An 18,316-nucleotide genomic window follows, 5' to 3' on the forward strand; every position below is an offset into this window, starting at 1 on the left:
GGCGGACGGTCAGCGGCCGGGCAGGCGCACCATGTGCACGAAGAACCGGTCGATGTGCCGCACGGTGGCGACGAACCGGTCGAAGTCCACCGACTTGGAGACGTAGGCGTTGGCCCGCAACCGGTAGCTGCGCACCACGTCCTCCTCGGCGGTGGACGTCGTCAGCACGACGACGGGGATGGACGCCAGGTCGGGATCGGCCTTGACCGCCTCGAGCACCTGCCACCCGTCGTACTTCGGCAGGTTCAGATCGAGCAGCACCAGCACCAGCGCCGGCCGCACGGCGCCGGCGTGGGCCCCGCGCCGGTACAGGAAGTCGAGAGCCTCCGCGCCGTCCCGCACCACGTGCAGCGTGCTGCCGATCTCGTTGGCCTCGAACGACTCCCGGATGATCAGCTCGTCCCCGGCGTCGTCCTCGACGAGCAGCACGTCGAGGGAATCGGCGGGCGTGGGCATGCGTGGTGCCGGCGTCCCGGTCGTCGCCTCCTCGACGTTGCGCTCGGACGACGACCGGACACCGTAGGCTTCGCGGTCCGGTGTGCTTGTCACTCGGGCTCGCCGACCTCCGCCGGCGCGATCAGCGCCGGACCGGCCGCGCCCTGATGCGCGAGTGCGTCGAGGAAGGAGCGCGCCCACCGGTCCACGTCGTGGGCGAGGACCTGCCGGCGCAGTGCCCGCATGTGCCGCCGACCGTCCTCGCGGGACTGGTTCAGCGCCGCCTCCATCTTGTCCTTGACGTCCTCGAGGTCGTGCGGATTGCACAGGAATGCCTGGCGCAATTCCGCTGCGGCCCCGGTGAATTCGCTCAGGACGAGGGCGCCGCCGAGGTCGCTGCGGCAGGCCACGTACTCCTTGGCGACGAGGTTCATGCCGTCGCGCAGCGGCGTCACCAGCATGACGTCGGCCGCGACGAAGAACGCGATCAGCTCGTCGCGCGGAATGGGCCGGTGGATGTAGTGCACCACGGGCCGGCCCACCTCGGCGTACTCGCCGTTGATCCGGCTGACCGTCTGTTCGATGGCGCCGCGCATCTGCACGTACGACTCGACGCGCTCGCGGCTGGGGGTGGCCAGCTGCACCATCACCGTCTCGGCCGGATCCACCCGGCCCTCGGCGATCAGCTCGAGCAGCGCGTCGAGCCGGACGTCGATGCCCTTGGTGTAGTCGAGCCGGTCGACGCCGAGCATGATGTGCTTCGGGTTGCCGAGCTCCTTGCGGATCTGCTTGGCGCGGTCGCGGATCGACTTGCGGCGGGCCCGCTCGTCGAGCTGTCCGGAGTCGATGGAGATGGGGAACGCACCGACGCGCACCGCACGGAACCCGACCTGCACCACCCCGAGCTTCGAGCGCACACCCACGGTGCCGCGGGAGGTCTGATGACCGGCCAGCCGGCGCGCGAGGTACAGGAAGTTCTGGGCACCGCCGGGCAGATGGAAGCCGATCAGATCGGCGCCGAGCAGGCCCTCGACGATCTCGGTCCGCCATGGCATCTGCATGAACAGCTCCACCGGGGGGAACGGAATGTGCAGGAAGAAGCCGATGGTCAGATCCGGCCGCAGCATCCGCAGCATCTTCGGCACCAGCTGCAGCTGGTAGTCCTGCACCCACACCGTCGCGCCCTGTGCCGCCGCCTTCGCGGTCGCCTCCGCGAACCGGCGGTTGACCTCGACGTAGGTGTTCCACCACTCCCGCCGGTACTCCGGCCGGACGATGACGTCGTGGTACAGCGGCCACAGCGTCGCATTGGAGAAGCCCTCGTAGTAGTCGGCGATCTCCTGCCCGCTCAGCGGCACCGGATGCAGCTCGAGGCCGTCCTCGACGATCGGGTCGAGCTCGGCGTCGGCGACACCGGCCCAGCCGACCCACGCTCCGCGGTTGTTGCGCAGGATCGGCTCGAGCGCGGTGACGAGGCCACCCGGGCTGCGCTTCCATCGGGTCGAGCCGTCCGGAAGACGCTCGAGGTCGACGGGCAGGCGGTTCGCGACGACCACGAAGTCCGAACCACCCACGTGCATCGACTCCTCACCTGCAGCCACGTGGTGCTCCTCTGTCCTTGTTCGCCGGTATCCGCTCAGTCCGTCTTCGGGTTCGGCCCGATGCCGAGCATGGACAGCAGCATGCGGCATTCGTCCGCATCCTCCGCGTAGGCAGCGACGACACGCTGTGCCTGACGGGCCGTCTCGTCCGCGACGGGTTCGAGTTCCTCGTCGGGGATGTCGTTCTCGGTGGTGGCGTCCGCGGCCATGGTGGTTCCTCCCGGGCTGGCTGCTCCGTTCGAGCAGGTCATTCGTAGTGCGACTCTATGAGAACCGGCGACTCCGACGCCAGCCGCTCCACGAGTTAGGGTTGGCTCACTTCTGGGAGCGGGGACGGGGAACGGAGAGTTTCGTGTGGTGGGAGGCATGAGCAGCGACGGTGATCGCCGGATCGATCAGGGGAAGGAGCCGGGTCTGCGGCTGCTGCGGCACACGATTGCGAACCAGCGGGTCGCGCTGGCGATCGGCACCGCGCTGGTCTCGCTGCACCAAGTCATGGAGACCCTCGTCCCCGTCGCGATCGGGGCGATCATCGACGGACCGGTCACCAGCGGCGACGTCCCGACGCTGGTCGTCGCCCTCGCGGGCCTGGCCGCGTTGTTCGTCGTGCTCACCTACTCGTGGCGTTTCGGCGCGCGCCGGCTCGTCGCGGCGATCGAGGCCGAGTCGCACCGGCTGCGGGTCACGGTGGCGCGCCGGATCCTCGATCCGCGCGGGGTGCGCACCTCCCTGCGCATCGGGGAACTCCTGGCGGTGGCGACCACCGACGCCGGGCGGGCCGCGCAGATCCTGCACGTGGTGCCCGCCACCGCCGCGGCGATCACCGCGGTGGCCGGGGCCGCGGTGGCGCTGCTGCTCGTCGACGTCCCCCTCGGTCTGCTGGTGCTGCTGGGCACGCCTGCGATCCTCGTCGCGCTCGACCGCGCCACCCCGCTGCTGACCCGGCGGATGACCGCACAGCAGGAGGCGGTGGCGCGGGCGTCGGGCCTGGCGACCGATCTCGTCACGGGGCTCCGACCGCTGCGGGGCCTCGGTGCCGAGCCGGCCGCCGCCCGCCGCTACCGGGAGGCCAGCGCGGACGCGCTCGCCGCGACGCTCCGCGCGACCCGCGCCGCCGGCGTCTACACCGGCACCTCGGCGGCGGTGAGCGCGCTGCTGTCCGTCGCGGTCGCGGGCGTCGCGGGCTGGGCCGCGCTCGCCGGCCGGATCTCGGTCGGCGAGCTCATCACCGTCGTGGGCCTGGCCCAGTTCGTCGTCGAACCCCTCGGGACGCTCGCCGCCCTGCCGTCGTCGTGGGCCGCGTCCCGCGCCTCCGCCGACCGGCTGTCGCTGGTGCTGCACGCGCCGCCGCTGCTGCCGGCCGGAACCGGGACACCGTCGGACGGCCGCCTCGTGTTGCGCGGACTCGGCTACCGGTCGCTGCGCGGGATGGACCTGACCGTCGCGCCGGGGGAACTGCTCGGTGTCCTCGCCCACCGGCCGCAGGACGCGGAGGCCCTCGCCGACGTGCTGTCCGGGCAGGTGCCGCCGGAGGACGTCCGCGGCGAGCTGACCGTCGGGGGAGTCCCGCTCGGCGCGCTCGACCCCGTCGCCGCACGCCGGACCGTCCTCGCCGAACCGCACCACAGCGACCTGTTCGCCGGCACGCTCGCCGGCAACATCACCGCGGGCATGTGCGACCCGTCCGGGGGCATACCCCCGGAGGTGCTCCGCGCCTCCGCCGCCGGGCAGGTCGCCGACACCCACCCCGACGGTCTCGACCAGCGGATCGTCGACCGCGGCAGCAGCCTGTCCGGCGGGCAGCGACAGCGGGTGGCGCTGGCGCGGGCGCTGGCGCGGCGCGCCCCGGTACTGGTGCTGCACGAGCCGACCACCGCCGTCGACGCCGTCACCGAGCAGGCCGTCGCGGAGGGGATCGCGCGCGTCCGGCACGACGGGGGCGAGCACACGACCGTCGTCATCACCTCGAGCCCGGCGCTGCTCGCCGTCGCCGACCGCGTGGTCGTGGTCGACGACGGCAGGATTGTCGCCGCCGGCACCCACGCCGAACTGGCCGCCACACACCCCACCTACCGGGCGGCGGTGCTGCGATGACGGCGTACGAGTCCGAGCTGTTGCCGATCGCCTCCGCCGGACGGTCGTGGCGCTGGCTGGGGGCGCAGCTGCGCGCCGCGCCGGGCCGGGTCGCGCTCACCGTGGCGGTGTCCGTCGGGGCCGCGGTGGCCTCCGTGGTGCCGGTGCGCGTCCTCGGCATCCTCGTCGACCGGGTGCGCGAACAGGCGCCGATGGCCACGCTCGGGTGGGTCGTCGCGCTGATCGCAGCCGCGGCGGTCGTCGGCGGGGTGCTCGACGGCGCCGGCCTGCACCTCGTTGCGCGACTGGGCGAGACGGTGCTGGCCCGGCTGCGCGAGACGGTCCTGGCGCGGGTGCTGCGCCTGCCCACCGAGACCGTCGAACGTGCCGGGCACGGCGACGTCCTCTCCCGTGTCGGCGACGACGTCGCGGTGCTGGCAAAGGCGCTGGTCTCGGTGGTGCCGCAGCTGGTGGCGGCGCTGATGCTGGTGGTGGTCAGCGTCGCGGCCATGGTCGGGATCGACTGGCGGCTCGGGCTCGCCGGGCTCGTCGCGCTGCCGCTGTATGCGCTCGCCCTGCGCTGGTACCTGCCCCGGTCGGCGCCGCTGTACGCCGCGGAGCGGGTGGCGATGGGAGAACGGTCGCAGGCACTCGTCAGCAGCATGCACGGTGTGCGCACCGTCCGCGCCTACGGGCTCGACCCGGCCCACCTGTCCGGCATCGACGCCGCGTCGGGCCGCGCCCGCGACCTCACCGTCGGCGTGTTCGGCCTGTTCACCCGGTTCGCGGGCCGCGCCAACCGGGCCGAATTCGTCGGTCTCTCGGCGCTTCTCGTCGCCGGGTTCGTGCTGGTGCGGGCGGATGCGGTGACCGTCGGCGAGGCCACCGCGGCGGCACTGCTGTTCCACCGCCTGTTCTCGCCGCTCGGGCTCCTGCTCTTCACCTTCGACGACGTCCAGTCCGCGGGCGCCAGCCTGGCCCGCCTCGTGGGCGTCGCCGAGCTCCCGGCGCAGCCGCCGGAGCGCGACGCTCCGCGCGACGTCCGACGCGACGGTCCGCCGGCGCTGGAACTGGCCGGGGTGCGGCACCGGTACCTGCACGGGCCGGAGGTCCTGCACGGCGTGGACCTGAAGGTCGGGCCGGGGGAGACGGTGGCCCTGGTCGGGTCGACCGGCGCCGGGAAGTCGACGGTCGCCGCGGCCGCGGCCGGCGTCGTCACGCCCGCCTCGGGGGAGGTCCGTATCGACGGCCGGTCGCTCGGCGAACTCGGACCGCGGCTGCGTCGCAGCGTCGTGATCGTCAGCCAGGAGGTGCACGTGTTCGCCGGGCCATTGCTCGACGACGTGCGGCTGGCCAGGCCCGGCGCCACCGCGGACGAGGTGGAAGCGGCACTCGACGCGGTCGGGGCCGGCGAGTGGGTCCGCGCGCTCGGCGACGGCCTGCACACGGTCGTCGGCGAGGGCGGACATCCCCTGACCGCGGCCCAGGCCCAGCAGCTCGCGCTGGCGCGGGTGCTGATCGCCGATCCACCGGTGGTGGTGCTCGACGAGGCGACCGCGGAGGCCGGCAGCGCGGGCGCACGGGCCCTCGAAGCGGCCGCGGCCGTCGTGACGCGGGGACGCACCGCCCTGGTCGTGGCGCATCGGCTGACGCAGGCCGCGGCGGCGGACCGGGTCGTCGTGCTCGAGGCGGGCCGGGTCGTCGAGGAGGGACCGCACGCGGCGCTCGTCGCCGCCGGGGGCCGCTATGCGCGGCTGTGGCGGGCCTGGCAGGCCGGCGGCTGAGATGTGCTGCCAGGGCCGCGACCTGCGGTGCAGGGTAGTGTGGATCGGTCCGTTGTGCCCGTGCGGCCGTACGGCCGCACCCGTGCCACCCACCTCAGGAAGGTTTTCATGCCCATCGCGACAATCAACGGCATCCCGCTGAACTACCAGGTCAAGGGGACCGGCGACCTCGTCGTGCTGATCATGGGGACGGGCAGCCCCGGCCGGGTCTGGGACCTGCACCAGGTCCCCGCGCTGGTCCAGGCCGGCTACCGCGTCGCCACCTTCGACAACCGCGGCATCGCGCCGTCGGGGGAGAGCCTCGGCGGCATGACCATCGACGACCTGGTGGCCGACACCGCCGGACTGATCGAGCTGCTCGGCGGTCCCGCGTACGTGGTGGGCACCTCGATGGGCGCGCGTGTCGCGCAGGAGCTGACGCTGGCGCGCCCGGACCTGGTGCGCAAGGCGGTGTTCCTGGCCGGGCACGCGCGCATGGACCAGTTCCAGCTCACCCTGACCGAGGGCGAGCGGCAGCTGTACGACAGCCGTGTCGAGCTGCCCCCGAAGTACCGGGCGGCGGTCACGGCCGTGATGAACCTGTCGCCGGCGTCGCTGGCCGACCCGCACACCGCGCGGGACTGGCTCGACGTGTTCGAGTTCACCGGCGGCAAGACGTCGCCGGGCGTGCGGGCGCAGCTGGGAATGGACCGCGAGTTCGACCGTCGCGCGGCCTACCGGGCGGTGCGGGTGCCGTGCCTGGCCGTCGGTTTCGCCGACGACCGGATGATCCCGGCGTACCTGTCGCGGGAGGTCGCCGACGCGATCCCCGGCGCGAGCTACCAGGAGATCCCGGACGCCGGGCACTACGGCTACCTCGAGCAGCCGGAGGCCGTGAACAAGGTGCTGCTGGAGTTCCTGGCGAGCTGAACCTCGCCGTGGCCGGGATCGCGGCCCGTGGCGTGCCGGGTTTCACTCGCCGCCACGGCATTCCGCCGCGTGACCGAGATCCTTCGTGGGCGGTGGCGGACTCGTGAACCGGTGACACGGGTTCGGTGTCACCGGTTCACGGGTGAAAGAGGTGATCGTGTCACCTCGGTTCCGGCGGGACGCCTGCCGGGAGGGCGGGGTGCCGGGCTCGGCGTTCCGCTTCGGTGGTGCCGCCCCAGACGCCGTACCTCTGCCGGCTGTCGAGTGCATAAGCACGGCACGGGATTCGGACCGGGCAGGTGTGGCAGATCTGTTTCGCGGTGCGTTCCCGTCGTAGGCGGGCACCGCGTGGCTCGGCGTCCGGGCCGAAGAACACGGACGGCTCGACGAACCGGCAGTCGGCGCGGGCGGTCCAGTCCTCCCGCTCGTCGCGGGACGGCACGGCGAGTTCCGCGGAGGCGCGGGCGGGCGGTGTGCTCATGGTCGTCGGTGGGTGCGAGTCGACACCGCACTGTCGTGTGAGTGCACGGTCTCCCTGCCGCGTGCGCGGTGAGGAGGTGCGGGGCCGTGTCTGTCGGTAGTTGTGAACCTGTCCGGGCACGGATCCCGGCGGTCAGTGCATGTGGCTGCCGCCGTTGATGTCGACGGTGGTGCCGGTGAGGTATGCGGCGTCCTCGGAGGAGAGGAACGTGATGACCGAGGCCACTTCGCGGGTGCCGGCGGTGCGGCCGAGCGGGATGTCGCGGCAGATGGCGGCTTCCTGCTCGGGGGTGCTGCCCACCCGGATGCCGGTGTCGACCGCTCCGGGGGTGACGGCGTTGACGGTCACTCCGGTGTCTCCGAGTTCGCGGGCGAGGGACTTGGTGAAGCCGAGGACGGCGGCCTTGGCGGAGGAGTAGGGGACCTTGCCGAAGACGCCGCCGCCGCGCTGGGCGGAGACGGACGACATGTTGACGATCCGGCCCCAGCCGTTGTCGATCATCGCCGGCAGGAAGGCGCGGGTCACCAGGTAGGTGCCGGTGGCGTTGACGGCCATGACCTTGTTCCACAGTTCGAGGGTGGTGTCGAGGAACGGCACCGGTGACGTGATGCCCGCGATGTTGGCGAGGGCCCCGACGGGCGGGAGGGTTCCTGCGGCGACTTCGGCGGCGACGGCGTCGTGCGCGCGCTGGACGGAGGCCTCGTCGGCGACGTCGATGTCGTGGCCGAACGCCGGGACGGAGTAGTCGCTGCCGATCTCCGCGGCGACCTTGGCGGACTTTTCACCGTCCAGGTCGAGGACGACGACGGCCCAGCCGTCTTCGGCGTAGCGGCGGGCGGTGGCGATGCCGATGCCGCGCTCGGAGGTGGCGCCGGTGACGACGGCGGTGCGCTGGGTGGAAGACATGGGTTTCTCCTTGATGGCTGTTGATGGCTGGGTCAGGGAATGAGGGGGGAGATGAGGCGGGCCGCCTCCGCGGTGCCGGCGGGGCGCTGCGCGTCGGTGATGTCGCGGGTTTCGAGTTCGAGGCTGAAGTGGCCCGCGTATCCGAAGGCGGTGAGGGCGTCGATGCCGGCGGCGAAATCGGCGGCGCCGTTGCCGATGCCGAGATTGATGTTCCCCGGGACGGCGTCGCGCAGGTGCACATGGGTGATGCGATGGCCGAACAGGTCGACGAAGCCGACCGGGTCGCCGCCGGAAGCGACGATGTGGCTGAAGTCCATCACGATCCCGATCTCGGGGGAGAGTCGGGCGGTCAGTTGCGTGGCACGTGCGGTGTCGCAGCACAACCGGTACACGTGCAACGACTCGGTCCACAGGGCCACGCCGAACGTGTGGGCCGTGTCGGCTGCCCACTCCAATTGGGCGGCAACGGCATCGAGGTCCTCGTCCAATGACCGGACCGGGGTGTGGTCGAGGGCTCCGCACGGCAGGACCAGCGCCCGGGCCCCGACACCGGCGGTGAGGGTGAGCAGCCGATCGAGGTGACGTCTCCGCTCGTCGCGCTGTGCCGGGGTCAGGGGCAGGTTGAGGTCGCCGATGTCGCCGTTGACGCTGCGCACGCGCAGGCCCGACGCGGCCACCTCCTTGGTCACCTGTTCGACGCCGGCGGTGTCGAGCCCGAAGGGGACGTGGTCGCACACTCCCGGCAGGGCTCCGAGATCGATTTCGGCGAACCCGAGTTCGGCGATGGTGGAGAGCGCGTCGCTCAGCCCGAGGTGACGGAAGCTGATCGACGAGCAGCCGAGCCGGTCGTGGACCACGAGAACTCCTTCGAGGAAGCGGGGTGATGGGGACCACGGTAGAACGATTCACTGTCAACAGTCAACGGTCGAAGATTGACGGTTGACAGGGGCTGGTGGCGGCGGTCACACTCGGTGCACACTGTTGACAGTCGACATCCACTGCCCGATCCCCACCGGTCCTCCCGGTTCGAAGAGGAGATGTTCATGAGCACCGATGCTCTCCGGATGCGTGGTCCCGTCCACGGCACGAAAGACGCGAAACGCGTCGCGATCGGCTCCTCGGTAGGGGCGGTCATCGAGACCTACGACTTCATCGGCTTCGGCACCGCCGCTGCCCTGTACTTCGGTACCGCCTTCTTTCCCAGCGGCGATCCGGTCATCGGTACCCTCGCCGCCTTCGCCACCCTCGGTGTCGGATTCGCGGCCAGGCCCCTCGGCGGCATCCTCGGCGGACACCTCGGGGACAGGATCGGGCGCAAGCCCGTCCTGGTCGCCTCCCTCATCGTCATGGGCCTGGCCACGTTCGCGATCGGCCTGCTACCGACCTACACCCAGGTCGGACTCGTCGCCCCGGCCCTGCTGGTGACGGTGCGGATCGTCCAGGGTCTGGCCTTCGGCGCCGAGTGGGGCGGGGCGATCCTGATGAGCTACGAACACGCCCCCTGGAAGGCCAAGGGCCGCTACACCGGCATCGTCCAGGCCGGCTTCCCGGTCGGACTGCTGCTGGCGAATCTCGTCTTTCTTTTCAGCGTGCACCTCGACGGTGACTGGGCGTGGCGCGTACCGTTCCTCGCCAGCATCGTCCTGGTTGCCGTGGGCCTGATCATCCGGTCCAAGGTGCCCGAGTCGCCGGTCTTCGAAGACGTCAAGGACAGCGGCGAGATCGCCGCGTCCCCGGTGCTCGAGTCGATCAGGAAGGACTGGGGCGACATCCTGCGCGGCATCGGGCTGCGGGTCGCCGAAACCGCCGGATACGCCGTCTCGATCACCTACATGATCTCCTACCTGCACACCAACGACCTGGCCGGAAAATCCGAAACGCTCCTGGCGCTGTGCGTCGCCTCCGCGATCGGCATCGTCGCCACCTTCGCCTGGGCCGCCCTGACGGACCGCATCGGGCGGCGCCCGGTGTACCTGGGCGTGTGCGCCTTCGCCGCCCTGTTCGGCGTGCCGATGTTCCTGCTGGTCAACACCGGCCTGTTCGTCCTGATCGTCGCCACGATCGTCATCGCCTACGCGGTGTGCCAGAACGCCCTCGCCGGCGCCCAGGGTGCCTGGTTCCCCGAATTGTTCCAGGCGGCGCGGCGCGCGTCGGGCGCCTCCCTGGCCTACCAGATCTCGGCCATGGTCTCCGGCTTCACCCCGTTCGTCACCACCCTGCTCTACGTCTCTCTCGGCTGGGTCGGCCCGGCCCTGCTGTTCAGTGCCTTCGGGCTGATCGGCTTGATCACCGCCCTGCTCACCCGGGAGACCTGGGGTGCGGCCGAACGTCGCCTCGCCGACGAGGCCACCCGCTCAGAAGAACACGCCTCCGGCCCCGGCGGCGCAACGCTGCGCCACCGGTCCGGGACGGCATCGAGCACCAAGGAAAAGGAACTGCTGTGACCACCACTGCGCACGCCGGCGCCGTCCATCGCGACCGCCGCCTCGCCGCCGTCGACGAGTTCGCCTACCGTCTCAGGCACAATGTGCTCGACATGGGCCAGGAACAGGGCCAGGGCTACGTCGGACAGGCCCTCGGCGCGGCCGACATCCTGGCCACCGTCTACGCGGAGCACCTCCGGTTCCGTGCCGACGACCCGGACTGGGCCGGCCGCGACCGGTTCCTGCTCTCGACCGGCCACTACGCCATCGGCCTGTACGCAGCGCTCGCCGAGGCCGGGATCGTTCCCCGCGACGAACTGCTGACGTACGGCTCGGACGATTCCCGCCTCCCGATGTCGGGTATGTCGACCTACACCCCCGGCATGGAGATCTCCGGAGGCTCGCTCGGGCACGGTCTCCCCATCGCCGTGGGAATGGCCCTGGGTCTGCGCCACCAGGACTCGCAGGCACGGGTGTTCAACTTCCTGTCCGACGGTGAGCTCGACGAAGGTTCGACCTGGGAAGCGGCGATGAGCGCGCACCACCACCAGCTCGGCAACCTGATCGCGATGGTCGACATCAACGCCCTGCAGGCCGACGGCCCGACCGCCGGGGTACTGAGCACCGAACCCGTGCACGACAAGTGGACCGCCTGCGGCTGGCGCACCTACCGCGTCGACGGCAACGACACCGGCGCCCTGCTCGGCGCCTTCGACGAGGCCGCGGCCGGTGCCGCCGTGCGCGGCGCGCCGGCGGTCGTCCTGTGCGACACGCGAGTCGGCAAGGGCGTGCCGTTGCTGGAGACCAGGGAGAAGGCCCACTTCATGCGCATCGACGAGCACGAATGGCAGATCTGCCGCGACCAGTTGACCGCCGGATACGACCTCGAGGATGCTCGATGACCACCACCGCCCCCAAGCTCAAGACGTCGGCGATGATCGCCTCCTTCGTCGACCCCGGCCAGAAGACGACCGCCGCGCCGTTCGGCCACGCACTGGTCGCGGCGGCACGGGAGAACGACAAGATCGTCGGACTGTCCGCGGATCTGGCCAAGTACACCGACATGCACATCTTCGCCGAGGCGTTCCCGGACCGCTTCTTCCAGATGGGCATGGCCGAGCAGCTGCTGCTCGGCGCCGCCGCCGGCATGGCCGAAACCGGACTGGTGCCGTTCGCCTCGACCTACTCGGTGTTCGCCGCCCGTCGCGCCTACGACTTCCTGTGCCTGGACATCGCCGAACCGAACCTCAACGTCAACATCGTCGGCGGCCTGCCCGGCCTGACCACCGGCTACGGCCCGAGCCACCAGGCCACCGAGGACATCGCCATCTTCCGGGGCATGCCCAACCTGACGATCGTCGACCCGTGCGACTCGGTCGACATCGAGCAGGCGGTACCACAACTGGCCGCCTGCGAGGGGCCGACCTATCTGCGATTGCTGCGCGGCAAGGTCGCCACCGTCCTCGACGAGTACGACTACACCTTCGAGCTCGGCAAGGCCAAGGTGCTGCGCGACGGCAACGACGTGGTCTTCGTCGCCAGCGGCCTGATGACCATGCGGGCACTGCAGGCGGCGCAGGAGCTGTCCCGGCACAACGTCGATGTCGCCGTGGTCCACACCCCGACGATCAAACCGTTCGACGCCGCCACCGTGCTCGCCGAGATCGACACGGACCGCCTCGTGGTCACCCTCGAGAATCACACGGTCGTCGGAGGGCTGTTCGAAACGGTGGCCGCTGCCGCCGCCGAGGCGGGCCTGGGCCGGAAGATCACCCCGATCGCGCTGCCCGACCGCTTCCTCGACGCCGGTGCCCTGCCGACGCTGCACGATCGTTACGGCCTGAGCACCGACCGCATCGTCGCCCGCGTCCTGGACGAGCTGAGCTGAGCTGACGCAGTGTGGACGGGCCCGCGCCGCCGCCGGCGCGGGCCCGTATCATTGTCGACAGACTGCTGTCGACAGTCGCCCGCTGACACCGCCTGGAGGCATCAATGGCCGCACAACCTGCCGCGCTGCTCGGACTGGAGAAGACCAGTTTGCGCCAGCAGGCCGTCGCGGCTCTGCGCAGCGCGATCACCAGCGGCGCCCTCGCCCCCAGCAGCCCGCTCGTCGAAACCGAGCTGTCCGAGATGCTCCAGATCAGCCGCGGCACCTTGCGCGAGGCCATGCGCCAGCTCCAGCAGGAAGGCCTGATCTCCGCCGGCGCCCGGGGCCGGCTCTACGTGCGCCACCTCGACGCCAAGGAGATCCGCGACATCTTCGCCGTCCGCGCGGCCCTCGAAGCCCTCGCGGTCCGGGAGCTCGCCGAGCTTCCCGACCGCTCCACCGTGGTCCCGGCCCTGCGCGCGGCGCTCGACATCATGGCGCGTGCCGAGCACGATCTCGATGCGCGCATCGAGGCGGATCTGAACTTCCACCGCATCCTCTGCCGTCTGACCGGCAACGAGACACTGATGCACTCGTGGCAGTCCCTCGAAGGGTCGATCCGCATGTCCATCATGTTCGCCGGCCTGGAAAAGGCTGTCGGCAACATGGACGTCGGACGGCACAGCGCCATCGTCGACGCCATCGAAACCGGCGACTCCGACGAAGCGGCCGCCGCCGTGCGTTCCCATATGAAATGGGCTGCAGCCAACCTCGTTTCGTAGCCGGTTTCCCTCCGGTGCCGCCGGTCCGGCCGTCGTGGCGCTTCTCCGCGCCCGTTCGGGCGGTGGAGTGGTCCCCGCGCTTCGACAGGCCGCCGACGCATCCCCGCGACGAGGGGCGCGCCGGCGGCCTGTCCTGTGCGCGCGGGTGATGAATATGGGCATATGTCTTGACATATACCGGGGCTATGTGTGAGGGTCGTCACTACGGATTAGCACGTGCTAAACCGCTCGGATTACATCTGCAGACTCTTCCCTCCATCACGGTGTCGTCACGGTCGTAGAAACCGATCTCGGCGAGGCCCCCGAAGAACTCGTCCCAGTCGACGTCGCCGTCGCCGATCTTCAGGTGCTGGTGGACACGGACCGCGTTGCCGGGGGGATTGGTGATGTAGCGAAGGCCGTGCGAGGCGTGATGGTCCATCGTGTCCGCGACGTGCACCAGGCGGAGCATGTCGCCGGCGGTCCGCATGATCTCCAGCATGTTGCCGCCCATGTGATAGGTGTGGCAGGCGACGTACACCAGTCCGAAGTTCTTCGAATTGATACCGCGGATCATCCGGATGGCGGCCAGTCCGTCCTCCACGAAGTCGTCCGGGTGCGGGTCGATCCGGACGTCGATGCCCTCGCGTTCGATGATCGGGACGAGTTCCTCCATCGACCGGTAGAACGCCCGCTCGGACTCCTCGGCCTTCTCCGGCCGGCCCGAGAATTCGGTGTTCATCACGTTCACACCCAGGTCGACCGTGATCTGGATGGCGCGCTTCCAGTACCGCACCGCGGCTTCACGCGCATCCTCGTCCGGACCGGACCAGCGCAGCACGGGGAGCACGGAGGCGATGCCGACGCCCGCGTCGGCGCACGCCTTGCGGAACTTGGCCACCAGCGCGTCGTCCGCCTTCGGATGGTTGAAGAACGGGATCATGTCCACGTGCGGGGTCAGTTGCAGGTATTCGTAGCCGAGTTCGGCGACGACCCCGGGCAGCTCGAGCAGCGAGTGGGAGTGGTGGAACGGGGTGGGATCCAGTGCGATCTTCACGGCGGTCACGCTCCCGGGACGGACGCGCGGTCCACCATGTCCACGGCGACCCGCTCACCGGTCTCGAGCGAACGGACGCCGGCCTCGCACACCGCCGCGGCGGCGTAGCCGTCCCAGGCGCCGGGACCGTCGACGTAGCTGCCGGTCTCGGCGCCCGACCGTACCGCGTGCACCCAGCGCTGGATCTCGGCGTCGTAGGCGGCACCGAAACGCACCCGGAAGTCCGGCGTGATGGTGCCGCCCCAGACGCCGGGGCGGGTCTTGCGGACCAGTCCCACGTCCAGGCCGATCATCGCGGAGCCGAGCTCGCCGACGACCTCGGTGCGCACCTCGTACGCCAGGCCGGTGGTGACGAACGCCTCGACGTCGACGTGGCGGCCGGTCTCGGTGGTGAAGATGGCGATCTGCGGATCCTGCAGATCGGAGCCGGAGAGCGTGTTGGCCGTCGGCCTGATGATCTGCACGGAGGTGATCTCCTCGGCGAACAGGAACCGGGTGACGTCGACCTCGTGCACGATCGAATCCTTGACGATCATCGCGCTGTCGAAGTACGGCGGGACCGCAGGGTTGCGGTGCGCGCAGTGCATCACGAGCGGCTGCCCCAGCTCGCCCGCGACGAGGGCGGCCTTGAGCTGTTCGTACTCCGCGTCGAACCGGCGCATGAACCCGACCTGGATCAGCGTCCTGCCGAGCTGGGCCTCGCGCTTGACGATCTCGAGGGACGTCGCGGCGTCGGTGGTCAGGGGCTTCTCGCACATGACGGGCTTGCCGGCGTCGAGGCAGGCGAGCAGCTGCTTCTCGTGCGTGGGTCCCGGGGTGGCGAGCACGACGGCATCCACGTCGTCGGCGGCGATCGCGTCGAGCGGATCGGCGACGACGCGGGCGCCGGGCACGGTGGCGGCGACCTGCTCGGCCTTCTCGGTGAGGTAATCGTTGATCACGGTGACGCGCGCGCCGCTGATGCGGTCGGTGATGCGGGCGACGTGGTCGGCGCCCATCATGCCGACGCCGAGCACGGCGATGCGGAGATCGGTGTTGTCGGACATTCTCGGTGGCTCCTGACGTACTCAGACGAAGCGGACGGCTGGAATCCCGCAGGACCCCAGGTACTTTCGGGTACGCTGTGCGATCGGCAGCGGGGCGTCGACCGGGCAGGGGTACATGTCCTGCTCGACGATGGCGAACACGTCGATCCCGAGCTGCTCGACCGCCTCGAGCAGGGGCGGCATGTCCGGGATGCCGCGTGGCGGTTCGGTCATCGCGCCGAGGCGCACGGCTTCGCCGAACGGCAGGTCCTCGGCCTCGACCTTGGCGCGGACCTCGGGATCGACCTGCTTGAGGTGCAGGTAGCCGATCCGGTCGGGGTGCTTGGCGATGATCGCCAGGTTGTCGCCGCCGCAGTAGCTGATGTGACCGGTGTCGAGGCACAGGTTGACGAACTCGGGATCGGTGCCGTCGAGGAACCGGTAGACGTTCTCTTCCGTGTCGACGTGGCTGTCGGCGTGCGGATGGTACTGGGCACGCACGCCGTACTTCTCGAACATGGCCTTGCCGAGCTCGTTCATGCCGCCGGTCTTCTTGCGCCACTGCTCCGGCGTCAGGTTGCGGTCCTCGAGCACCTCGCCGGTCGCGGGATGCCGCCACATCTCCGGGATCACCACGACGTGGGTGCCGCCCACCGCGGCGGTGAGCTGGGCGACGTCCTCGATCTGGGACCACACCGCGTCCCAGGAGTCGTCCTGGTGGAGGTGCTCGAACACCGTGCCGGCAGAGAGCTTCAGGTCGCGGGCCGCGAGCTCGTCGGTGAGCTGCTGCGGCTCGGTGGGCAGGTAGCCGTAGGGGCCGAGTTCGATCCACCGGTAGCCGGCCGCCGCCACCTCGTCGAGGAAACGGGTGTAGGGCGTCTGCTGCGGGTCGTCCGGGAACCAGACGCCCCAGGAGTCGGGAGCGGAGCCGACGCGGATGGTGCTCATGTGGTGGGTGTCCTTCTCTTGGTGGGGGTCAGTTGTCGGTGGAGGACGATTCGGGCGCGGGTTCGGACGGGCGCAGGTAGGGACGCTGGACCCTCTTCCACGCCTCGTACACCTCGCGGGCCTGCTGTGTGGACTCGAGCGTCGAGGTCTCCGATACGGGTACGTCCCACCAGGATTCGCTGTCGGGTGCGCCGATGAGCGGGTCCGTCTCCACGTGGACGACGGTGGCGCGGTCGGACGCCTTCGCGGCCTCGAGGGCGTCGGCGAACTCCGCGGCGGTCGTCGCCCGCAGGACGTCCACGCCGAGGCTGGCGGCGTTGGCCGCCAGATCCACCGGCAGCACGCCGCCGTCCAGCCGGCCCCGGTCGCTGCGATAGCGGTACGAGGTGCCGAAGCGCTGCGAGCCGAGCGATTCCGACAGCGAGCCGATGGAGGCGAATCCGTGGTTCTGCACCAGCACCACGATCACCTTCACGCCCTCCTGCACGGCGGTGACGAGTTCGGTGGCCATCATCAGGTAGGAGCCGTCCCCGACCATCACGAAGACGTCCCGGTCGGGGCATGCCATCGCCACGCCGAGCCCGCCGGCGACCTCGTATCCCATGCACGAGTAGCCGTATTCCACGTGGTAGCCCTTGGGATCCCGGGTGCGCCACAGCTTGTGCAGGTCGCCGGGCATCGACCCGGCGGCGCACACCACGACGTCCCGCGGTTCCGAGATGGCGTTGACGAGCCCGATGACCTCGTTCTGGGTGAGGGCTTCGGCACCCGTCGCGACGTTCGTGCCGTGCACGCCGGGGGAGTAGACGGCGTCGACGGTCGCCTCCCAGTCGGCGGCGAGCTGCGCGACGAGGGCGCGGTAGCCGTCGGAGACGGCGTAGCCCGCCAGCGCCTCGTCGAGTGCCTCGATCGTCTCGCGGGCGTCGGCGACCACGCCGACGGCGCCCTGCTTGACCGCATCGAACGACGCCACGTTGATGTTGACGAACCGCACGTCGGGGTCGGTGAACGCGGTGCGGGACGCGGAGGTGAAATCGCTGTAGCGGGTGCCGATCCCGATCACCAGGTCGGCCTCGGCGGCCAGGGCGTTGGCGGCGGTGGTGCCGGTCGAGCCGATCGCTCCCACCGACTGCGGGTGGTCGTAGGGCAGCGAGCCCTTTCCGGCCTGGCTCTGCCCGACCGGAATCCCGGTGCGCTCGCAGAACCGCGCCAGCGCGTCCGTCGCGCGGCTGTAGACGACGCCGCCACCGGCGACGATCAACGGCCGGCGCGCCGACCGGATCGCCTCGGCCGCACGGGCCAGCGCTGCGCGCTCGGGCAGCGGGCGGCCCACGTGCCAGGTCCGTTCGGCGAACAGGGACACCGGCCAGTCGAACGCCTCCGCCTGCACGTCCTGCGGGATCGCGACGGTGGCGGTGCCGGTCTCGACCGGGTCGGTGAGGACCCGCATCGCGCCGAGCAGGGCCGCGGGCAGCTGCTCCGGCCGCCAGACCCGGTCGAAGAAGCGCGACACCGGACGGAAGCAGTCGTTGACGGTGACGTCCCCGGAGTCGGGACGTTCGAGTTCCTGCAGGACCGGAGCGCTGGCACGGGTGGCGAACGTGTCCGCCGGCAGGAGCAGCACGGGCAGGCGGTTGATCGTCGCGAGGGCGGCACCGGTGACCATGTTGGTCGAGCCCGGTCCGACGGATGCGGTCACGGCCCAGGCCTGGAGGCGGTCCTTCATGCGGGCGTAGGCGACGGCGCTGTGCACCATGGCCTGTTCGTTGCGGCCGAGCACGTACGGCAGGGAGGGCTCGCGCCCGGCGTCGAGGTCCTCGGTCTCGGCCTGCAGCAGAGCCTGGCCGAGGCCGGCGACGTTGCCGTGTCCGAAGATGCCGAAGCAGCCGGCGAAGAACGGGGTGCGCTCGCCGTCGCGTTCGACGTGCTGGGCGGCGAGGAACCGCACGGTCGCCTGCGCCACGGTCAGGCGCACGGTCTGCTCGGTGTCCGGCGTGCGGATTCCGGTGACCGCGCCGTCGCGGTCGGAGTTGATGGGCGCCACTG

The 18,316-nt window shown here is 70.7% G+C and carries 17 protein-coding genes; 7 read left to right on the top strand and 10 right to left on the bottom strand.

The genetic code is table 11. The features are described 5' to 3' along the window. Positions 1-9 precede the first annotated feature (9 nt). The 3 genes from KZJ41_RS04325 to KZJ41_RS04335 are packed head-to-tail and all read right to left on the bottom strand — an operon-like array spanning position 10 to position 2,245. A complete protein-coding gene (locus tag KZJ41_RS04325) occupies positions 10-549 on the bottom strand; it encodes a response regulator (protein WP_251550241.1) in 540 nt (179 codons plus the stop codon). After that, a complete protein-coding gene (locus KZJ41_RS04330) occupies positions 546-2,015 on the bottom strand; it encodes a trehalose-6-phosphate synthase (protein ID WP_164528090.1) in 1,470 nt (489 codons plus the stop codon). The genes KZJ41_RS04325 and KZJ41_RS04330 overlap by 4 nt, the downstream gene beginning before the upstream one ends. A gap of 56 nt (positions 2,016-2,071) precedes the next feature. Further along, complete coding sequence (locus tag KZJ41_RS04335) at positions 2,072-2,245, bottom strand: hypothetical protein (RefSeq protein ID WP_006937887.1); 174 nt, start codon at positions 2,243-2,245, stop codon at positions 2,072-2,074. A gap of 157 nt (positions 2,246-2,402) precedes the next feature. On the opposite strand from KZJ41_RS04335, the gene KZJ41_RS04340 reads away from it, so the two are divergent. The 3 genes from KZJ41_RS04340 to KZJ41_RS04350 all read left to right on the top strand — a co-directional run bounded on the left by KZJ41_RS04340 (position 2,403) and on the right by KZJ41_RS04350 (position 6,802). Continuing rightward, on the top strand, positions 2,403-4,130 hold the full coding sequence (locus KZJ41_RS04340) for an ABC transporter ATP-binding protein (RefSeq protein ID WP_044476042.1): 1,728 nt from the start codon (positions 2,403-2,405) through the stop codon (positions 4,128-4,130). Further along, the gene (locus tag KZJ41_RS04345) at positions 4,127-5,893 is read left to right on the top strand and encodes an ABC transporter ATP-binding protein (protein ID WP_102799836.1); all 1,767 of its coding nucleotides are present in this window, start codon (positions 4,127-4,129) and stop codon (positions 5,891-5,893) included. Before KZJ41_RS04340 ends, KZJ41_RS04345 begins: the two co-directional genes overlap by 4 nt. Positions 5,894-6,001: 108 nt before the next feature. After that, entirely contained in the window at positions 6,002-6,802 is an 801-nt protein-coding gene (locus tag KZJ41_RS04350; RefSeq protein WP_006937895.1) for an alpha/beta fold hydrolase, read from the top strand. A gap of 160 nt (positions 6,803-6,962) precedes the next feature. Here the strand turns inward: KZJ41_RS04350 and KZJ41_RS04355 are convergent, their stop codons facing one another. The 3 genes from KZJ41_RS04355 to KZJ41_RS04365 form a co-directional block, all read right to left on the bottom strand. Next, the gene (locus KZJ41_RS04355; protein ID WP_306430608.1) at positions 6,963-7,283 is read right to left on the bottom strand and encodes a WhiB family transcriptional regulator; all 321 of its coding nucleotides are present in this window, start codon (positions 7,281-7,283) and stop codon (positions 6,963-6,965) included. Between the two features lie 132 nt (positions 7,284-7,415). Next, positions 7,416-8,189, bottom strand: coding sequence for an SDR family NAD(P)-dependent oxidoreductase (locus tag KZJ41_RS04360; protein WP_006937897.1), 774 nt, complete (start codon positions 8,187-8,189; stop codon positions 7,416-7,418). A 32-nt stretch (positions 8,190-8,221) separates the two neighbouring features. After that, positions 8,222-9,046: a sugar phosphate isomerase/epimerase gene (locus tag KZJ41_RS04365; protein WP_050034588.1), complete on the bottom strand. Its 825-nt coding sequence runs from the start codon at positions 9,044-9,046 to the stop codon at positions 8,222-8,224. 186 nt (positions 9,047-9,232) lie between these two features. On the opposite strand from KZJ41_RS04365, the gene KZJ41_RS04370 reads away from it, so the two are divergent. The 4 genes from KZJ41_RS04370 to KZJ41_RS04385 all read left to right on the top strand — a co-directional run bounded on the left by KZJ41_RS04370 (position 9,233) and on the right by KZJ41_RS04385 (position 13,261). Beyond that, positions 9,233-10,633 carry an MFS transporter gene (locus KZJ41_RS04370; protein WP_065923542.1) on the top strand — a complete coding sequence of 467 codons (1,401 nt, stop codon included), beginning with the start codon at positions 9,233-9,235 and terminating at the stop codon, positions 10,631-10,633. After that, positions 10,630-11,514 (top strand): transketolase, encoded by an 885-nt coding sequence (locus KZJ41_RS04375; RefSeq protein WP_006937900.1) that lies wholly within the window; start codon positions 10,630-10,632, stop codon positions 11,512-11,514. Before KZJ41_RS04370 ends, KZJ41_RS04375 begins: the two co-directional genes overlap by 4 nt. Further along, positions 11,511-12,500, top strand: a complete 990-nt coding sequence (locus KZJ41_RS04380) for a transketolase family protein (protein ID WP_065923033.1) — start codon at positions 11,511-11,513, stop codon at positions 12,498-12,500. Before KZJ41_RS04375 ends, KZJ41_RS04380 begins: the two co-directional genes overlap by 4 nt. A 104-nt stretch (positions 12,501-12,604) precedes the next feature. Further along, the gene (locus tag KZJ41_RS04385; protein ID WP_065923032.1) at positions 12,605-13,261 is read left to right on the top strand and encodes a GntR family transcriptional regulator; all 657 of its coding nucleotides are present in this window, start codon (positions 12,605-12,607) and stop codon (positions 13,259-13,261) included. Positions 13,262-13,463: 202 nt separating this feature from the next. Here KZJ41_RS04385 and KZJ41_RS04390 read toward each other — a convergent pair whose 3' ends face one another. Genes KZJ41_RS04390 through iolD form a run of 4 tightly spaced genes read right to left on the bottom strand, consistent with a single transcriptional unit; the run spans position 13,464 to position 18,314 of the window. Next, positions 13,464-14,297 carry a sugar phosphate isomerase/epimerase family protein gene (locus tag KZJ41_RS04390; protein ID WP_065923541.1) on the bottom strand — a complete coding sequence of 278 codons (834 nt, stop codon included), beginning with the start codon at positions 14,295-14,297 and terminating at the stop codon, positions 13,464-13,466. Positions 14,298-14,302: 5 nt separating this feature from the next. Further along, a complete protein-coding gene (locus KZJ41_RS04395; protein WP_065923031.1) occupies positions 14,303-15,343 on the bottom strand; it encodes a Gfo/Idh/MocA family protein in 1,041 nt (346 codons plus the stop codon). 21 nt (positions 15,344-15,364) lie between these two features. Further along, entirely contained in the window at positions 15,365-16,270 is a 906-nt protein-coding gene (locus tag KZJ41_RS04400) for a sugar phosphate isomerase/epimerase (protein ID WP_065923030.1), read from the bottom strand. 28 nt (positions 16,271-16,298) lie between these two features. After that, complete coding sequence (iolD, locus tag KZJ41_RS04405) at positions 16,299-18,314, bottom strand: 3D-(3,5/4)-trihydroxycyclohexane-1,2-dione acylhydrolase (decyclizing) (RefSeq protein WP_065923029.1); 2,016 nt, start codon at positions 18,312-18,314, stop codon at positions 16,299-16,301. Positions 18,315-18,316 lie beyond the last annotated feature (2 nt).

The organism is Rhodococcus sp. 11-3 (assembly GCF_023704055.1).
In the GTDB taxonomy this organism is placed as follows: domain Bacteria; phylum Actinomycetota; class Actinomycetes; order Mycobacteriales; family Mycobacteriaceae; genus Rhodococcus; species Rhodococcus aetherivorans.

Coding starts and splice junctions, on each gene's coding strand:
- KZJ41_RS04330 (WP_164528090.1), bottom strand. CDS start 2,015: ATGCACGTGGGTGGTTCGGACTTCGTGGTCGTCGCGAACCGCCTGCCC.
- KZJ41_RS04335 (WP_006937887.1), bottom strand. CDS start 2,245: ATGGCCGCGGACGCCACCACCGAGAACGACATCCCCGACGAGGAACTC.
- KZJ41_RS04340 (WP_044476042.1), top strand. CDS start 2,403: ATGAGCAGCGACGGTGATCGCCGGATCGATCAGGGGAAGGAGCCGGGT.
- KZJ41_RS04345 (WP_102799836.1), top strand. CDS start 4,127: ATGACGGCGTACGAGTCCGAGCTGTTGCCGATCGCCTCCGCCGGACGG.
- KZJ41_RS04350 (WP_006937895.1), top strand. CDS start 6,002: ATGCCCATCGCGACAATCAACGGCATCCCGCTGAACTACCAGGTCAAG.
- KZJ41_RS04355 (WP_306430608.1), bottom strand. CDS start 7,283: ATGAGCACACCGCCCGCCCGCGCCTCCGCGGAACTCGCCGTGCCGTCC.
- KZJ41_RS04360 (WP_006937897.1), bottom strand. CDS start 8,189: ATGTCTTCCACCCAGCGCACCGCCGTCGTCACCGGCGCCACCTCCGAG.
- KZJ41_RS04370 (WP_065923542.1), top strand. CDS start 9,233: ATGAGCACCGATGCTCTCCGGATGCGTGGTCCCGTCCACGGCACGAAA.
- KZJ41_RS04380 (WP_065923033.1), top strand. CDS start 11,511: ATGACCACCACCGCCCCCAAGCTCAAGACGTCGGCGATGATCGCCTCC.
- KZJ41_RS04385 (WP_065923032.1), top strand. CDS start 12,605: ATGGCCGCACAACCTGCCGCGCTGCTCGGACTGGAGAAGACCAGTTTG.
- KZJ41_RS04395 (WP_065923031.1), bottom strand. CDS start 15,343: ATGTCCGACAACACCGATCTCCGCATCGCCGTGCTCGGCGTCGGCATG.
- KZJ41_RS04400 (WP_065923030.1), bottom strand. CDS start 16,270: ATGAGCACCATCCGCGTCGGCTCCGCTCCCGACTCCTGGGGCGTCTGG.